We start from the raw sequence: 16,032 nt of genomic DNA on the forward strand, positions 1-16,032 counted from the left end.
GGAACCTGTCAGGTAATCGGAGCCGCGGGCGCGGCGTCATCCGCGGCAGGCGCGGACACGGCGACGTACGTGGCGGCGGCGGGTACGTTCGCGGGGTAAGACGGATGGGGTGGCGACAACCCCAAGGGAGATTCGCGGTCGCGATGGGTGCCGACCGTTGGTCGGCTGGTTGCAGTGGTGGGTTCCGACCGTTGGTCGGCACACCGGGGAATGGCGGGGATCTACTGATGGACGATGGCGACCCCGAGCGGCAGGCGGGTGACCTGCAAACCTGCCGTTGCCGCCAGCGCGTCCAGCGCCTGTTCCGGACGATCGATGCGCAACGCCGCACTGACCGCCGGCAACCGCGACAGATCACCGCGTACAAAGGTCGGGCCGGCACGATAGCGCCCCACCCCTCGCACCGCGTCGGCGACGCTGGCCTGCTCCAGCAACAGCTCACCCTGCCGCCAGGCGCCGACGCTGTCAGCGGCCACGTCATCGAGCCGCGTCACGCCACTGCGCTCGCCATAGACCGCACGCTGCCCCACCTGCAGATAGGTCCAGCCACCGTCGGCCGGGCTGGCCACACGCACCCTGCCCTGCCCGACCTGGGTTTCCACCCGGTCATCGCCTCGCGCAACGGTGAACGCGGTGGAGATATCCTCAACCACGCCATTGCCGGCACGCACGCTGAAACGCCGCTGCGCGTCCGGACTGACCTCGAACCAGGCGCGGCCACGCAGCAGCTCGATCTGGCGCGCATTCGCATCGAAGCGCACGGCGATCGCGCTGTCGGCATCCAGCACCGCGCGACTGCCATCGGGCAGCTGCACGTTCTTTACGACATGCGTGCTTCGATGGTCGGCCTGCGCACGCAGCCAGGCTTCCGGCCACACCACCAGCATCGCCAGCGCCGCAGCGGCGGCCATCGCCCACCGCAGGCGCTGCGGCCGGCGCCGCACGATCGTCGCGGCCTGTGGCGGACGCGGCCCGGCACTGCGCCACAGCACACGCTCGTGCTCGAAGGCACGACGATGCCCCGGCAGTGCCAGCCAGCACTCGAAGTCGCGCATGCGCGCATCACTGATGTCGCCCGACGCCAACCACGCGATCCAGCCCCGGGCCTGTTCGGCCAGGGCATCGTCGTTGGCGGCGGGCAGCGTGTTCGGCGGGCTCATCGGCTGGCAGAGAGGCGCATTCAAGCGCGGGCAGAGGAACTAGACCGCATGCACGGTCCAGTAATCAAGACGTTTCAGCGAAGGCCTGCCCCAAGCCGGGTCGATCATCGGCCGCTGCGCGCCCAGGCCAGGCGTTGCAGCGCGGAGCGCACGTGGTTTTCGACAGTGGTCACCGACACGCCGAGGCGGCGTGCGATCTCGGCCTGGGTCAGGCCCTGCAGGCGGTTGAGGCGGAAAATGGTGCGGGTCGGCTCCGGCAGGTGGCCGGCGGCATCCAGCACCCGCTGCAGTTCGTCCTGTGCCATCGCCTGCTCTTCGGTCGAGATCACCTCGTCCGGCCCCCACAGGTAATGGTCTGCGAGCAGGCGGTTGCGGCGGGTCGATTCGCGGCCGTGGTCAGTGGCCAGGTTGGCGGCCAGCCGGTACAGATAGGCCCGTGGGTTGTCGATGGCCTGGCTGTCGTCGACCCCACGTGCCTTGAACCACACCGCCTGGATCACGTCTTCGGCGCCGTTGTCGCCCCCCAGGATGCGCTGCACCCGGCGCAGCAGTGCCGGCCGCTCGCGGATCAGCAGTTCGGTGAGGGTGGCGGCATTGGAGGACATGCGCGAGGCCGGGAGGACAGACGGAAGGCGCCGCGCATGCTACTCCGTTAATGCGAATCAGTCACGTTCTCATCAATGGATGCACTCGGTCAGGCCGTCATAGGCGCTCTGCGACGTGCCCGGCAGCGGATCGTGCAGCGGATTGCGAGCCGCCAGCGCGGCATGGAAGGCCTCCACCCCGGTGCCCGGCATGAGCGGCAGCCGGCACAGCCAGGTCGGCTGCCGGGCCACGATCGTGCCATCGTTGCGGGAGACCTCCAGATCACTGGCGGCAAATGCCCACAGGCACTCCTGGATGGTGCCGCGCACCGCATCGACCGAGCAGCGCAGGCGCAGGGCACGGATGTCGCTGTACTCGCCCTCGCAGAAGGTGTCGCCACAGATGGCGTCGAAACCATGCTGCAACCGGCCTTCCAGGGCGAAGAAGCGGTCCCAGTTGGCCTCCTGGTGCGGGTAGTCGATCAGATCGACATAGGGAAACGCCTGTACCGACGGCGCCATCAGCAGCGCGCAGGTCAGGCCGATCGGCAGGGCAGACACTTTCATGCGGGAGCTCCTCGGGAAGAGGGTTCCAGCCTGCACCCGGCGTCCCGACAACCCCATCGGGCAACACCTCCCGCAAGGGTGGGCCACTGCCGCGCCGTGCTGTCGGCCCCGCCCCCTGCACAGCGCCCGGCAAAGGCATAAAATGGGGGGCTATCCGTCTATATCCCCCACCTGGAGCACGACCATGGGTCTGGAACTCGTCTCGCCCGGCAAGAACCCGCCGGAAGAAATCAACGTCATCATCGAGATCCCGAAGGACTCGGAGCCGGTGAAGTACGAAGTGGACAAGGAAACCGGCGCGATCTTCGTCGACCGTATCCTGTCGACCCCGATGCGCTACCCGTGCAACTACGGCTACGTGCCAAGCACCCTGTGCGGCGACGGCGACCCGGCCGACGTGCTGGTGGTGCTGCCGCTGCCGCTGGTACCGGGCTCGGTCGTGCGCTGCCGTCCGGTCGGCGTGCTGAAGATGAGCGATGAGGCAGGCAGCGACGAGAAGATCCTGGCCGTGCCGGTCTCGAAGATCTTCAGTGGCTACGCCCACGTGGAAGACATCGCCCAGGTGTCCAGCCACTGGCTGGAGCGCATCGGCCACTTCTTCGAGCACTACAAGGACCTGGAGAAGGGCAAGTGGGTCAAGCTGGACGGTTGGGGCGGCGCCGCTGAGGCCAAGCAGATCCTGATCGAGGCGCACCAGCGCCATCTCGACAGCAAGGCCTGAGCCTGAACCGGATCGCTCCGGCGCAGGCCGTCGGAGCGATGCGGGTCACGTTTCATGACTGCGGCACATCACACGTGCCGCCGTATTAGGTAAATTGCGTCACTTCACACGTCGTCGACATCCATCGTCGAGACAGCCAGGGGAATGTGTCGTGCGTATTCTGCTTGTTGGGGATGCAGCCAGCCTGCCGGCCGAGCTGACCGAATTCATTGCCGATCTTGGGGAAGACTGGCAGCCGCTGACCGCCACCGATGGCCAGACCGCGATGACCGCGGTGGCTACGCAGGGCGTGGATGCGGTGATTGTCTGTCCGCAGTTGCCGGACCTCAATGCAACCACGTTGCTCGGCCAGATCCGGACGCTGCGCCCGGAAACCATCCGTATCGCACTGGTGGATGCCCAGCATGGCAACCGTCCGCCGCCGGCGCGCCTGATCGGTGTCGCCCACCGCTTCCTGCCACTGCCGCTGGCGCCGGAAGTGCTGCTGGAGGCACTGACCAGCCTGGAAGAGCTGCGCGAGGTACTGGACAGCCCCCGTCTGCGCGGTGCCATCGGCCGCATCGAGAAGCTGCCGTCGCCGCCGCACCTGTACCTGAGCCTGACCCAGGCGCTGGAACACGACGACGATGCCGACAGCGCCGACGTGGCCAAGCTGGTTGCCGCCGATCCCGCGATTGCCGCCAAGGTGCTGCAGCTTTCGAACTCGGCGTTCTTCAGCCAGGGCCGCACCATTGCCGACCTGCGCACGGCGGTGACACGCCTCGGCCTGTCGACGCTGCGCGACCTGGTACTGGCCAGCGAAGTGTTCTCGGCACCGACGTTGTCCACGGCCGAACGCAACTCGCTGCAGCAACGTGCCCTGCTCGCCTCGCGGCTGGCCGCACGCCTGCTGCCCGAATCCAGTGCCGAACTGGGCGCAACCGCCGCGCTGCTGGCCGATATCGGCCTGCTGCTGCCGGGTGTACGCAACGAGCGCACCGAGCCGTCGCTGGCTGGCGACGCGCGCCCAGGCCACGCCGAAGCCGGCGCCTACCTGCTGGGCCTGTGGGGACTGCCGATGCCGATCATCGAAGCGGTGGCGTTCCATCTGCAGCCACAGCGTGCCAGCACCCGCAGCTTCTGGGTGACCGGCGCGGTGCATGTGGCACTGGCACTGGTCAATGGCGACCCGGTGGACGAGGACTACCTGCAGCGCGCGGGCGTACTCAACAAGCTGCCGCAGTGGCGCGAGCATGCCAATGCGTTGATGGGACTGATTCCAGGAGAGGCCTGAGTCTCTCCATCACACTGGCAGGACCAATAAAAGGCGCGCCTGCAAAGGCGCGCCTTTTATGCATCAACGCGCGCCGCAGGCGTCCTGCACGCAATGACGATACTGCAGATCGCACAGCACCTTCGACTTGCCTGCGGCCAGGCACTGCTGCCGGAACTCTTCGCAGTAGAGTCCACCACCGCAGACGCCACCGGTCTGGGCGAACACCGCCCCCACCAATGTTGCATAGATCAGTGCAGCAGCAGACAGTTTGTGCAACAGCGTGCTCTTCATCGCTCTCTCCATGTGCAGGCGTCCGGAAGTGGACCCCTTAACTGTGTTGATTACGACACAGCAGGATCGTGACTTCGCTCACCTTCCAACATGCTTCGGAGTTTCCCTACAAAAGAAGAGGGCGGACCTTGCGGCCCGCCCTCCTGTTACTGCGATTGCACTTCGAACTATCAGAAGCGCTGGGTGTACTTCATGTACAGGAAGCGACCGACATCGAAACCGCCGTAGTAGGCGAAGCTCGAGTTCGGCTGCGTGAACATGATCGGGCCCTTGTGGTCGAACACGTTGTTGGCACCCAGAGCAATGGTCGCATCCCACGGCGCCTTCCAGCTGACCTGCAGATCGTGGAAGGTGTTGGAGCCCGTCTTGCGCAGCGGGGACTTCTCGCCGTTCTGGTAACGATCAGCGACATCGCAGGGACGGTTGGCCACGCAGGCTTCGTTCATGCCCGAGTAGTAACGCGCCATGTAGGACACGCCGAAGTCACCCTTCGACCAGTTAACACCCACGTTCGAGCGCAGACGGAACAGGCCGGCTTCGCCGACACGGCCGATGGTGATGTTGTTGCCATCAGCATTCTGGCCCTGCTCGTCGTACTTGGACAGGTAGCTGGTCTGCCAATCGATGTTGAACTGACCGATGGCCAGTTCCGGCAGGCGGTACTTGATACCCAGATCGTAGCCCTGGGTCTCCATCTGGCCCAGGTTGGCCAGACCATAGGTCATCGCGGAGATGTGGCCATCACCAGCACGGGTGTGACCGGCACAACGGGCCGAATCACCCAGCACGTAGCAGTCGCGCAGGATACGATCGACGCTGTCGGCGATGATCATGTCGCTGATTTCGTACTTGTACCAGTCCAGCGAGATGTCCAGACCCTGGACCCAACGCGGGCTCCACACCACACCCACGGTGGTGCTCTTGGAAGTTTCCGGCTTCAGCGCGGAGTTGGAACCGGAAATGAACTGGTCCGGGGTAGCGCACGGGGTCGAGGTGCAGGGAACAAGGCCCTGGCCCAGCTGCGTGTAACCCACCGGCACGCCACGCGAGGAGCAAGCGCCGTTGCCATTGACCGAGCCCGGAGCGGTGATACCGCAAGGATCGGTGTAGGACTCGAAGCTGCTGCTCAGGCCACCGTACAGATCGTCGATGGTCGGGGCACGGAAGCCTTCAGCCCAGGTGCCACGGACCAGCAGTTCGTCCAGCGGACGCCAGGTGAAGCCGAACTTGGAGTTCAGGGTGTTGCCGAAGTTGCTGTAGTCCGAGTAGCGGGTCGCAGCATTCAGGGTCAGCTCCTTGGCGAACGGCATGTCGGCGAGGACCGGCACGTTCAGCTCCAGGTAGACTTCATCCAGCGAGTAGTCACCCTGGGTGGTCTGCTTGCCCAGACCGGTGGACTCACCCGACTGTGCGAAGGCGTCCGGCGAGAAGCGGCCTTCTTCCTTGCGGTGCTCCACGCCCACGGCGAAGCCCAGATCACCGGCCGGCAGGGTCACGATCGAACCGGACAGGTTGGCGGTGAAGCTGGTGGTCTTGGTCAGACCGGTATCGGTGAAGTACGGGAACAGGAACGACTGGGCAGCCGGGTCAGCCAGCGAGCCATTGCCTGCAACGCCGTACGGCAGCAGCGGGTTCCACGGACGGCAGTTGCTGGTGGCCAGCGGGTCAGCCATGCTGGTGCCGCAACGGGCCACGCCGTCCGGACCAACGAACGAAGCACCCAGCGCCTGGCGCGAGGCGATCAGGCTCATGTCGCCGTGACCAGTCTTGGTCGATTCGTTGCGGTTCCACAGCGCACCGACGTCCCAGTCGAAGGTCCTGCCGGCGAACTCGAAGAAGCCGCTGACGCTCGGCGCAAAGCGCAGGGTCTTCAGCTTGCTTTCGGTGGTACGCGGCATTTCCCACAGACGGCGACGGAAGGTCAGGTCCTGATCGGTCGGGTTGAACGCGCTGTCCTTCGACAGCGGGGTATCGAACGAGGCCGACTGGTACGGGTAACCGGCGATCTGCTGGTTGGTGGTGCGCTCGTTGTAGATCACGTCCGCATTGAACGCGATCGAGTCGGTGAAGTCGTAGTTGCCGTTGACGTACAGCGACTTACGCTCGATGCCGGTCTGCACCATCATCTGCTCGTTGGCATTGACGGCGTCAGCACTGGTTTCCAGACGATAGTCCGAACGCTTGGTCGGGTCGCCGCCATCGCGCAGGGTGTACCAGCGCTGGTCGGTCGGGCCGATGTAGCCGGGCTCGCCCTTCTTCAGGTTGGGGGTCACGCACGGGTCGCAGAACCCACCCTTCTGGTTGATCGGGCTGGCACCCGAGCCCGGGTAGTTCGGGCCGGCGTTGCCGTCACGGCTGAACCAGCGGTCCTTGGCCCACACCGGGTCCTGCTTGGAGTACTCGGCGGCCAGCGTCACGCCACCACGCTCACCTTCGCTGCCGAGGGTGAACGAATAGGTGGTGGTGTCGCCGTCGCCCTTGCCGTACTGGCCGACATAGACGCTGGCTTCAGCACCGTCAAAGCGCTTGCGGGTGATCACGTTGACCACGGCGGCGATCGCGTCCGACCCGTAGATGGCGGAGGCGCCATCCTTCAGGATTTCGATGCGCTCGATGGCCGACATCGGGATCTGGCTCAGATCCTGGTAACCCGAGGTGGTAGCGCCCAGGCGCTTGCCATTCATCAGCACCAGGGTGCGCTGGGCGCCCAGGTTGCGGATGTCGACGTAGTAGCCGCCGACGTTTTCGCCGGAAGCCAGCGATTCCGAACGCGAGATGGCCGGGGAACCGGCCGAGGTCAGGTTCTGCAGGACGTCGGCAACCGAGGTATAGCCCTGCTTTTCCAGGTTCTCACGGCTGAGGGTAACGACCGGCTGCTGGGTTTCAACGGCAGCGCCGCGGATACGCGAGCCGGTGACCGAAATGCGGTCCAGGTCGGTGGTGCCCTTTGCTTCCTGAGCCGAAGCAAAGGCCGGCGCCAGCGCCAGCGCGATGCCGGCCGGCAGCAAGCCGAACCGCACTGCGGGATTACGAACGTTCATCAATCTCTCCAAGGTACGTGTTAGCAGCGTGTTAAAACACCCCAGCACGTTACGATTGCGTTGCAGCGCTGTATTTGCGCGAACCAACCGGAGACTTTGCAGAATGTGGCGGGAGCAAGCCGCCGTTCTCCCTGAAGCGCGAAGCCGACTGGCCGTAGCGGGCACGGAACGCACGCGCGAAGCTGCAGCAGTTGTCGAAACCACTGGCCGCAGCGACCTCACCGACCATCATATCGGTGTCGCGCAGCAGATCGGCGGCCCGCTCCAGGCGCAGCCGCGCCGACAACGACTGCGGGCTTTCCTCGTACAGGCTCTGGAAGGTCTTGGACAAGTACCAGCTGGAGAAATTGGTCAGCTCGGCCAGCTCGCCGATGCGCACCACCCGGTGGCTGTTGCCTTCCAGGTACAGGCGGGCACGCTGCATGCGGCCGAACACCTGGCGCTTGCGGCTGCGCGAGCGGCCCGGGCAGCGCTGCACGTTGTCGGCCAGTCCGCGCTGCAGGCCCGCCAGGTGCAGCAGCAGCGGGCGCAGCGCCTGGGCCGGCTGGCCGCTGGCCAGCGCATCGCGCCACAGCCGCAGGGCAACACGGGCGTCGCCGCGGTTCATCCGGCCACGACCGGCATACAGTCCGCAGTCGGCCATCTCGGTCAGCACGCGAAGGGCTTCGACGGTCAGGTTCAGGCCAATGCACAACCCGTTGCGACCTGCCTGCACCAGTGGACGCGATTCCTTCTCGAAGGCGATCCACTCGCCCTGGCGCAGGCGGAAACGCCCTTCCTTGGCTTCCACCCAGGAACTGCCACGTACCTGCATCCAGACAGTGAAGCTGCTGCCAGCGGTCTGCAGGCTGCCCAGCCGTGCCACACCGAGGCAGGTCGGGGCGACATCGTCGAGCGAGCGATCCAGGGAGACGGTTTGGCCGCGATCGGCCAGCGAGAGTTGACGCATGGGGGCACCACGGATTTGCCTAGTACAGGACTCCGTTTTGCCAAATCAGGCGGCACCGCGTCAGGAAAGTCCGACGAGATCGCCACGAATTCGCGGCGAGGTCCCGACGAAAAAATTACGAAGGCCCATTTCCCTTGAACAACAGCAACTTGGAGAAAGCCGGGAACAGCGCGGGCGGGCGTTCAGGCAACCGCATCACACCGATGTCGGCACCATCGCTGACCGCCATCGCCACGAACAGGTCACGTCCATCGGTACTGGCGCTGAGCCCGTTGCCGGCACTGAGCCGTTCTGCGTCCAGGCAGCGCTCCGGTTCCTCGCGACCGACCTGGATCCGCACCAGAGTCGTGCCACAGCTGGTCGATGTGCCCAGGTAACCGATGCTGCTGTTGCCGGCCACGGTCCAGGCCCGGTATCGCCAACGGCTGGGCCGGTCATCACTGATCTGCTGCACGCTGGCTGGCGACAGCGCCGCGTCCACCGACCACAGCCCGCCAGCGGCCAACCGCGTGAACAACACCCGGCCACTGTTGCGGTCGAATCGCGCCTGCGAAACACCATCGATGCTGGCCAGCAGGCGCCATGGCTGCACACTGCGATCGAACAGGCTCAGCCGGGTGCGCTGGTCGGTATCGCGCTCGACCACCAGCAGTTGTTCCGGCGTGGCTCCATACAAGGCCTGCAGGGGCTGCTCGGCCGGGACCGGCAAAGGGTGCAGGCGTTCATCACGCGGGGCGATTTCATAGACCACGGTCCGTCCATGCTGGTCGCGGCCGACCACCAGCAACTGCCGACTGTCGGCCGACCAGTCCGGCGCCTGCCGCGCTTCCGGCCGCAGCCCTTCAATGGGTCGCAGCGAATCAGGGCGCTGCATATCCGCCCACCACAGCGCGAAGCTGCCGGAGCGATCGGAGGTGAAAACCAGCTGCCGCCCATCCGGCGCGGCCATCGGCTGCCCATCGCGGCCACTGGAAGCAAACAGGCGCTCAGGCGCGCCATTGCCCTGCATCGGCACCTTGAACACGCCGAACTGAGCGCGCCGGTGAACGAAGGCCAGCATGCCACCGCGGCGCGACACTGCCGGCCACTGTGCATCATCCAGACCGGCATCACGCAGCGTATGCCGCTCGACATCCAGGTAGTAAAGCCGCGCTTCGCTGTCGACGCGGCGACCAAACACGATGGTGCGGCCATCGTCCAGCCAGGCCCAGCCACGCAGCTCGGCCGCTTCGTTGGTCAATTGTTCGGGCACACCACCACTGGCCGGCATGCGCCACAGATCACCCAACTGCGGATTGCGCACGAACACCAGCCACTGTCCGTCGGGCGAATAGCGCGGTGCGTAGTCAAAGTCATCCTGGTCGACGCTGTATTCCAGCGCGCGCCACTGGCCGCTGGCCAGATCCAGCACTCGGATGCCGCGATGTGCGTAGCGCCCGACCATACTGCCAAACACCAACCCGCGGCCATCGGGGGTCCAGTCGAAACTGAGCAGCTCGGTGCCATCGCAACGCGTGGCCTGGCGCACTGCACCGCCGGTGGCGCTGGCGACCAGCACCTGGCAGCCACCATCGGCAGAGAAACGCGCGAAGGCGATCTCGCGCCCATCCGGCGACCAGTTCGGGAAACGATCGACCGCGCCGGCCGGTGGCACCAGGAGCTGCCGTGCCGGTGCGTTGCCGGAGGTCTGCACCTTGATCGCGCCACCGCCAGTGCCATCTTCGTTGGCGCCTTCATAGGCCACCAGCGAGCCATCAGGTGAGAGCGTGGGATAGGTTTCAAAGCCGCTGGTCGCAGTGATCAGCCGATAGGGTCGTTCTGGACTGCCAATCACTCGCGTGCCGTTCTCCACGGCGGCGTCCACCGCCGAACTGCTGGCCGGTGCCCGGCGAAGCAGCAGCGCGGTTAATACCAGCAACGCAACCAGCATCACCACACCCACTAGCAGCAGCACGCGACGACGGACATGACGCCAACGGCGACGTTTCTCCTGCACATGCGCAGGCACCACGGCAATCGCCGCAGTGGCTGGCTGCACTTCCACGGGCTCGTCATCGGGCATCAGCGATGAGACCGGCTCGACATCGTCCAGCACCTGCACGGGCACCAGCAGGCGATAGCCGGTCTTGGCGATGGTCTCGATATAGGCCTGACCATTGTCGTCGTCGTTGCTGAAGGCCTTGCGCAGCTGCGTGACGGCCTGGGTCAGCACATCGTTGGTCGGCAGCGTGTCCGGCCACACTTCGGCAAACAGTTCATCGCGGGTGACGACACGACCCGGCTGCCGCAGCAACGCGCGCAGCACGCCCAACGCCTTCGGCGTCAGCCGGCGCGGGCGACGCGCACCGACGACCTCGACTTCGCGCGAGGACAGAGTGACGGTGCACTCTCCTATCCGGATCCGATCGAATCCGGGGGGCTGGAATTCGCTGCTGTTCATTTTCCGCTACACAGTGGAGACAGGTCCCGGGCAGTGTTCGCCTTCGATACCGTCCCGTCCTGGGAACAGCGAAAAGCCAGACTCCGCACAAAGCATCGGCGCATACCGCAAAAACAATGAAGCGCGCGAATACTAGCCTATGCCGGTTACCTCGCCTATCGCGTGGTCGACATCAGGCTCTCTCTCGCCGACGCATTCACATAATTCGCAACACTATTCGCGCCCTTTTGGGCGCGAAATTTTTATCTGGCGTTCATTTTCAAACGCGCCTCAGCATGGTCAATCCGACCAGTCGCGAAACCACCAAAGCCACGTACATCACGCCGGAAAACTGCTCCAGCATGACCAATGCGCGTGCCTGTGGATGCAGCGGCACGACGTCGCTCAAGCCCACCCCTGACAGCAAGCTGAAGCTCAGATAAAGCAACTCCATCCAGGTGCGCTGCGCCCCCCCGCCTGTGCCCTGGAAACTGCCCGGATACCACTGCTGGCACACAGAAAAAGCAAAGGCGAATGCCCAGGCCAGCAACGTGAACGTTGCACCGGCTGCGAACAGTTCATCGCGCGTGACCTTATGGTCCTGGAGCATGTAGGCGATCAACGCACCGGCCGTGTAGAAGTACAGCAGGCTCTCCAGCAACTGTGCGGTGGTCAGCAGGGCGCTACGGTCCAGCAGCGCGCCAGCCAGCGAGAACACCACTGCAGGGATCGCCAACAGCAGCGCCAACCAGGTGCCCAGCGGACTGCGCTGCACCACCCACAACGCCAGGCCGAGCACCGCCATGCCGAACATGCCCAGTGCCGCACGGCCACTGGCGGTGTCATCCAGCGCCGGATACAACAGCACCGCCAGCAGTTGTGCGCCCAGCAGCCAGGCGGACGGAATGCGGCGGGCGATGGCCAGCCAGCGGGTAGTCAAGGCAACAGGCATGGCGTCCCTTCCCCGGGGTGATGGGCGGAGGATAACCGGGACGGATGTGAGGCTCCGGTAGCGCCGGGCCATGCCCGGCGGGTTTCCTGGACCACCGCGTCGCCGGGCATGGCCGGGCGCTACCCGCTCGGGATCAGCTCTGGTGGTAGACCTCGGCACCCGCGGCGCGGAACGCCTCCGACTTTTCCTTCATGCCCGACTCGGCGTACTCGCGCACGTCCTGGGTGATCTTCATCGAGCAGAAGTGCGGACCACACATCGAGCAGAAGTGGGCCAGCTTGTGCGCGTCCTTGGGCAGCGTCTCGTCGTGGAACTCCTTGGCCTTCTCAGGATCCAGGCCAAGGTGGAACTGGTCTTCCCAGCGGAATTCGAAACGCGCCTTGCTCAACGCGTTGTCGCGCACCTGCGCGCCCGGATGGCCCTTGGCCAGATCGGCCGCATGCGCGGCGATGCGATAGGCCATGATGCCGTCGCGCACATCCTGGCGGTTGGGCAGGCCCAGATGCTCCTTCGGCGTCACGTAGCAGAGCATGGCGGTACCGAACCAGCCGATCATCGCCGCGCCGATCGCGCTGGTGATGTGGTCGTAGCCGGGTGCGATATCGGTGGTCAGCGGGCCCAGCGTATAGAACGGCGCCTCACCACACTCGCGCAGCTGCTTGTCCATGTTCTCCTTGATCAGCTGCATCGGCACATGGCCTGGGCCTTCGATCATGGTCTGCACGTCGTGCTTCCAGGCGATCTTCGTCAGTTCGCCCAGTGTCTCCAGCTCACCGAACTGCGCGGCGTCGTTGGCATCGGCGATGCAGCCCGGGCGCAGCCCATCACCCAGCGAGAAGGTCACATCGTAGGCCTTCATGATTTCGCAGATGTCTTCGAAGTGCGTGTAGAGGAAGTTCTCCTTGTGATGTGCCAGGCACCACTTGGCCATGATCGAACCGCCGCGGCTGACGATGCCGGTGACCCGCTTGGCAGTAAGCGGCACGTAGCGCAGCAGCACCCCGGCGTGGATGGTGAAGTAGTCCACGCCCTGCTCGGCCTGCTCGATCAGCGTGTCACGGAAGATCTCCCAGGTGAGTGCTTCGGCTCGGCCGTCGACCTTTTCCAGCGCCTGGTAGATCGGCACCGTGCCGATCGCCACCGGCGAATTGCGGATGATCCACTCGCGGGTTTCGTGGATGTGCTTGCCGGTGGACAGGTCCATCACTGTGTCACCACCCCAGCGGATCGCCCACACCAGCTTCTCCACTTCCTCGGCGATGCCCGAGGACACCGCGCTGTTGCCGATGTTGGCGTTGATCTTGGTCAGGAAGTTGCGGCCGATGATCATCGGCTCGCTTTCCGGGTGGTTTATGTTGTTGGGCAGCACAGCGCGGCCGCGTGCGATCTCATCGCGCACGAACTCCGGGGTGATGATCTTCTGGATCGAGGCACCAAACGCTTCGCCCGGGTGCTGCTGCAGCAGGCCGGCATCGCGGATCGCGTCCAGCCGCTGGTTTTCGCGGATGGCGACGAACTCCATCTCCGGCGTGATGATGCCGCGGCGCGCGTAGTGCATCTGGGTGACGTTGGCACCTGCGCGCGCACGGCGTGGCAGGCTGCGCGCGGGGAAGCGCACCGCATCAAGCTTCGGGTCATGCTCGCGGTCGCGGCCGAACGACGAGCTCAGGCCGTCGAGCTGCTCGGTATCACCACGTTCCTCCACCCAACCGCGCCGCAGCGCCGGCAGGCCGGCCGACAGATCGATGCGCACCTCCGGATCGGTGTACGGGCCCGACGTGTCATAGACGGTGACCGGTGCATTTTCTTCGCCACCGAACAGCGTCGGCGTGCGGGTCAGCGCGATCTCGCGCATCGGCACCAGCAGGTCCGGGCGCGAGCCGGGCACGTGAATCTTGCGCGAACCGGGAATCGGCCGGGTCACGGATTCGGAGAGTTGCTGGGCCTGTTGCTGCAGGGCGGAGAGCTGTGCGTTCATCGGGCATCGTCCAGAAAGGTCAGGGACGAAGCGGCGGCGCACTGCTGCCGCGCGCGGACGGTCCTTGGGCGGAGTCCGGGCACGGCTGCACTGCAAAGCTTCCCTACGCCGGTATGAGCCGGATCAGGTTCCAAGGGACTGTCTCAACCGTGGCCACCAGGCCGCGGTACCCCCGCTTCTTGGCGTGCATTAGAGCATAGAAACCACTGCATCTCCTGGCGATTCATCCACGCATGGCATGGCGCTGCTCCATCAGCATTAACAGAACCGTGACATCGCATTCAGTAACGTGCACGCGCATCGTGCCGCTGCGGCCGGTGTTTCCGTTGCCGTCTTCGCGGCCCCTGCCCGGCTCGTGCTGCATGCCGCCGGCCCCCTCGCAGCAAGCTCTGCTCGCTCCCCTCAATCCCTTGATCGGAGAAGCTCCTTCATGGTGTTTCGCGTTTCCATCGCGCTGGTTCTACTGCTGGTGCTGCTTGCCGGTGTTGCACCGGGGCCCTTCAATGCCGTGGTGCAATCGGCGCTGACCGATGTCATCCGCAGCGTCGGCTGGCTGTACCTGCTGGTCGTATTCCTTGCGCTGACGTTCCTCATGTACCTGGCCTTCGGTCGCTTCGGCAACCTGCGAATCGGTGGCGAGGACGCCGAGCCCGAATTCTCCCGCGCCAGCTGGATGTCGATGCTGTTTGCTGCCGGCATGGGCATCGGCCTGGTGTTCTGGGGTGCGGCCGAACCCATCTCGCATTTCAGCAAGCCCCCTGAAGGCCTCGCTCCCGAGAGCATGGACGCGGCGCGTGCGTCGATGCGCTACGTGTTCTTCCATTGGGGGCTGCACCCGTGGGCGATCTACGCCCTTATCGGCCTGGCGATGGCCTGGTTCCAGTTCAACCGCAACGGTCGCGGCCAGGTCAGCGACATGCTGCAGCCGATCATCGGTCGCCACCACCGCGGCTGGATCGGCAGCGTGGTCAACATCTCTGCGGTCGTGGCCACCGCGGTCGGCGTGGCCACCGCGCTGGGCTTCGGCACTGTGCAGATCGCCGCGGGCGTGCAGCGCGTGTTCGGCCTGCATGCGGGCATTCCTCTGCAGCTGAGCATCATCGCAGTCGCATTCGTGCTGTACATGGCGTCCACCCTCAGCGGCGTCGGCCGTGGCATGAAGTGGCTGTCCAACTTCAACCTGGCGCTGGCAGTGGTCCTGCTGACACTGGTGCTGGTGTTGGGCCCGACCGGTGCGATCTTCAACACCTTCACCACCACACTGGGCTCCTACCTGAACCAGCTGGTGACGATGAGCCTGCGCATGTCGCCGTTCTCGTCCAGCACCTGGGTCGCGGACTGGACGATCTTCTACTGGGCGTGGTGGATTTCCTGGGCACCGTTCGTCGGTTCGTTCATTGCGCGCATCTCGCGCGGGCGCAGCGTTCGCGAGTTCGTCATCGGCGTGGTATTGGCGCCGACACTGCTGGGCTTTTTCTGGTTCTCGGTATTCGGCGGCACCGCGATCTGGATGCAGATCTTCGGCCAGGCCGACCTGGTGCAGGCGCTGGGCAGCGGATACGAAACGGTGTTGTTCACCATGTTCGACAGCATGTCGCTGCCGCTGCTGCTGTCGTGCATTGCGCTGGTGCTGCTGATGATCTTCTTCGTGACCTCGGCCGATTCGGCGGTACTGGTGCTGGCCAGCATGTCCACCGACGATGCCGGCGAGCCACTGCGGAAGCACAAGGTAGCGTGGGGCGTGGGCATTGCATTGATCGCCGGTGCGTTGCTGCTGGCGGGCGGGCTGGAGGCACTGCAGGGCATGATCACGATTGCGGCGTTGCCATTCGCGCTGCTGATGGTGCTGGTGATGGTGTCGCTGTACCGGGTACTGGACCAGGAGTACACGCGCGAGCGGCGGCAGGCGCAGCGCCAGCGGCACATGATCGATGCGTGGATCGCACGCGAGATGGCGGCGCAGGAAGAGACCCAGGCGGAGGCGGCACGCGCGCACGATCAGGATTGAGGGTGTTTGCAGCCTGCGGCTGCACCGCTTTTTCAGGCAAAGGCAACGGCCGAAGCCAAGGCGGCTCTGGGTTGTTACTGGTTGGGCGGGGCGGCTGTCTCTTATAC

General features: G+C 65.2%; 12 protein-coding genes and 1 riboswitch. Of the genes, 3 read left to right on the forward strand and 9 right to left on the reverse strand.

Going from position 1 to position 16,032, the window contains the following annotated elements; all coding sequences use genetic code 11:
- Nucleotides 1–221: 221 nt before the first annotated feature.
- The 3 genes from DI041_RS18005 to DI041_RS18015 all read right to left on the reverse strand — a co-directional run bounded on the left by DI041_RS18005 (nucleotide 222) and on the right by DI041_RS18015 (nucleotide 2,311).
- A complete protein-coding gene (locus DI041_RS18005; protein ID WP_136639588.1) occupies nucleotides 222–1,160 on the reverse strand; it encodes a FecR family protein in 939 nt (312 codons plus the stop codon).
- A gap of 104 nt (nucleotides 1,161–1,264) precedes the next feature.
- Nucleotides 1,265–1,765, reverse strand: coding sequence for an RNA polymerase sigma factor (locus DI041_RS18010; protein ID WP_046983041.1), 501 nt, complete (start codon nucleotides 1,763–1,765; stop codon nucleotides 1,265–1,267).
- A 72-nt stretch (nucleotides 1,766–1,837) separates the two neighbouring features.
- Nucleotides 1,838–2,311 (reverse strand): hypothetical protein, encoded by a 474-nt coding sequence (locus tag DI041_RS18015; RefSeq protein WP_046983042.1) that lies wholly within the window; start codon nucleotides 2,309–2,311, stop codon nucleotides 1,838–1,840.
- Between the two features lie 184 nt (nucleotides 2,312–2,495).
- Here DI041_RS18015 and ppa point away from each other — a divergent pair, with 184 nt between their 5' ends.
- Nucleotides 2,496–3,032, forward strand: a complete 537-nt coding sequence (ppa, locus tag DI041_RS18020) for an inorganic diphosphatase (RefSeq protein WP_005410935.1) — start codon at nucleotides 2,496–2,498, stop codon at nucleotides 3,030–3,032.
- A 151-nt stretch (nucleotides 3,033–3,183) separates the two neighbouring features.
- Entirely contained in the window at nucleotides 3,184–4,305 is a 1,122-nt protein-coding gene (locus DI041_RS18025) for an HDOD domain-containing protein (protein WP_046983043.1), read from the forward strand.
- A gap of 63 nt (nucleotides 4,306–4,368) precedes the next feature.
- Here DI041_RS18025 and DI041_RS18030 read toward each other — a convergent pair whose 3' ends face one another.
- The 6 genes from DI041_RS18030 to thiC all read right to left on the reverse strand — a co-directional run bounded on the left by DI041_RS18030 (nucleotide 4,369) and on the right by thiC (nucleotide 13,917).
- Complete coding sequence (locus DI041_RS18030) at nucleotides 4,369–4,578, reverse strand: hypothetical protein (RefSeq protein ID WP_046983044.1); 210 nt, start codon at nucleotides 4,576–4,578, stop codon at nucleotides 4,369–4,371.
- A 170-nt stretch (nucleotides 4,579–4,748) separates the two neighbouring features.
- Nucleotides 4,749–7,619 (reverse strand): TonB-dependent receptor plug domain-containing protein, encoded by a 2,871-nt coding sequence (locus DI041_RS18035; protein WP_136639587.1) that lies wholly within the window; start codon nucleotides 7,617–7,619, stop codon nucleotides 4,749–4,751.
- 49 nt (nucleotides 7,620–7,668) lie between these two features.
- Complete coding sequence (locus DI041_RS18040; RefSeq protein ID WP_046983046.1) at nucleotides 7,669–8,568, reverse strand: helix-turn-helix transcriptional regulator; 900 nt, start codon at nucleotides 8,566–8,568, stop codon at nucleotides 7,669–7,671.
- 115 nt (nucleotides 8,569–8,683) lie between these two features.
- Entirely contained in the window at nucleotides 8,684–11,008 is a 2,325-nt protein-coding gene (locus DI041_RS18045; protein WP_046983047.1) for a winged helix-turn-helix domain-containing protein, read from the reverse strand.
- 259 nt (nucleotides 11,009–11,267) lie between these two features.
- Nucleotides 11,268–11,939 carry an ion channel gene (locus DI041_RS18050; protein ID WP_136639586.1) on the reverse strand — a complete coding sequence of 224 codons (672 nt, stop codon included), beginning with the start codon at nucleotides 11,937–11,939 and terminating at the stop codon, nucleotides 11,268–11,270.
- Nucleotides 11,940–12,072: 133 nt separating this feature from the next.
- Nucleotides 12,073–13,917, reverse strand: coding sequence for a phosphomethylpyrimidine synthase ThiC (gene thiC / locus DI041_RS18055; protein WP_046983048.1), 1,845 nt, complete (start codon nucleotides 13,915–13,917; stop codon nucleotides 12,073–12,075).
- 82 nt (nucleotides 13,918–13,999) lie between these two features.
- A riboswitch (TPP riboswitch) is annotated at nucleotides 14,000–14,101 on the reverse strand.
- Nucleotides 14,102–14,347: 246 nt separating this feature from the next.
- Between thiC and DI041_RS18060 the strand changes: the two genes are divergently transcribed.
- Nucleotides 14,348–15,925, forward strand: coding sequence for a BCCT family transporter (locus DI041_RS18060; RefSeq protein ID WP_136639585.1), 1,578 nt, complete (start codon nucleotides 14,348–14,350; stop codon nucleotides 15,923–15,925).
- Nucleotides 15,926–16,032 lie beyond the last annotated feature (107 nt).

Source organism: Stenotrophomonas maltophilia (genome assembly GCF_004920835.1).
In the GTDB taxonomy this organism is placed as follows: Bacteria; Pseudomonadota; Gammaproteobacteria; order Xanthomonadales; family Xanthomonadaceae; genus Stenotrophomonas; species Stenotrophomonas maltophilia_AQ.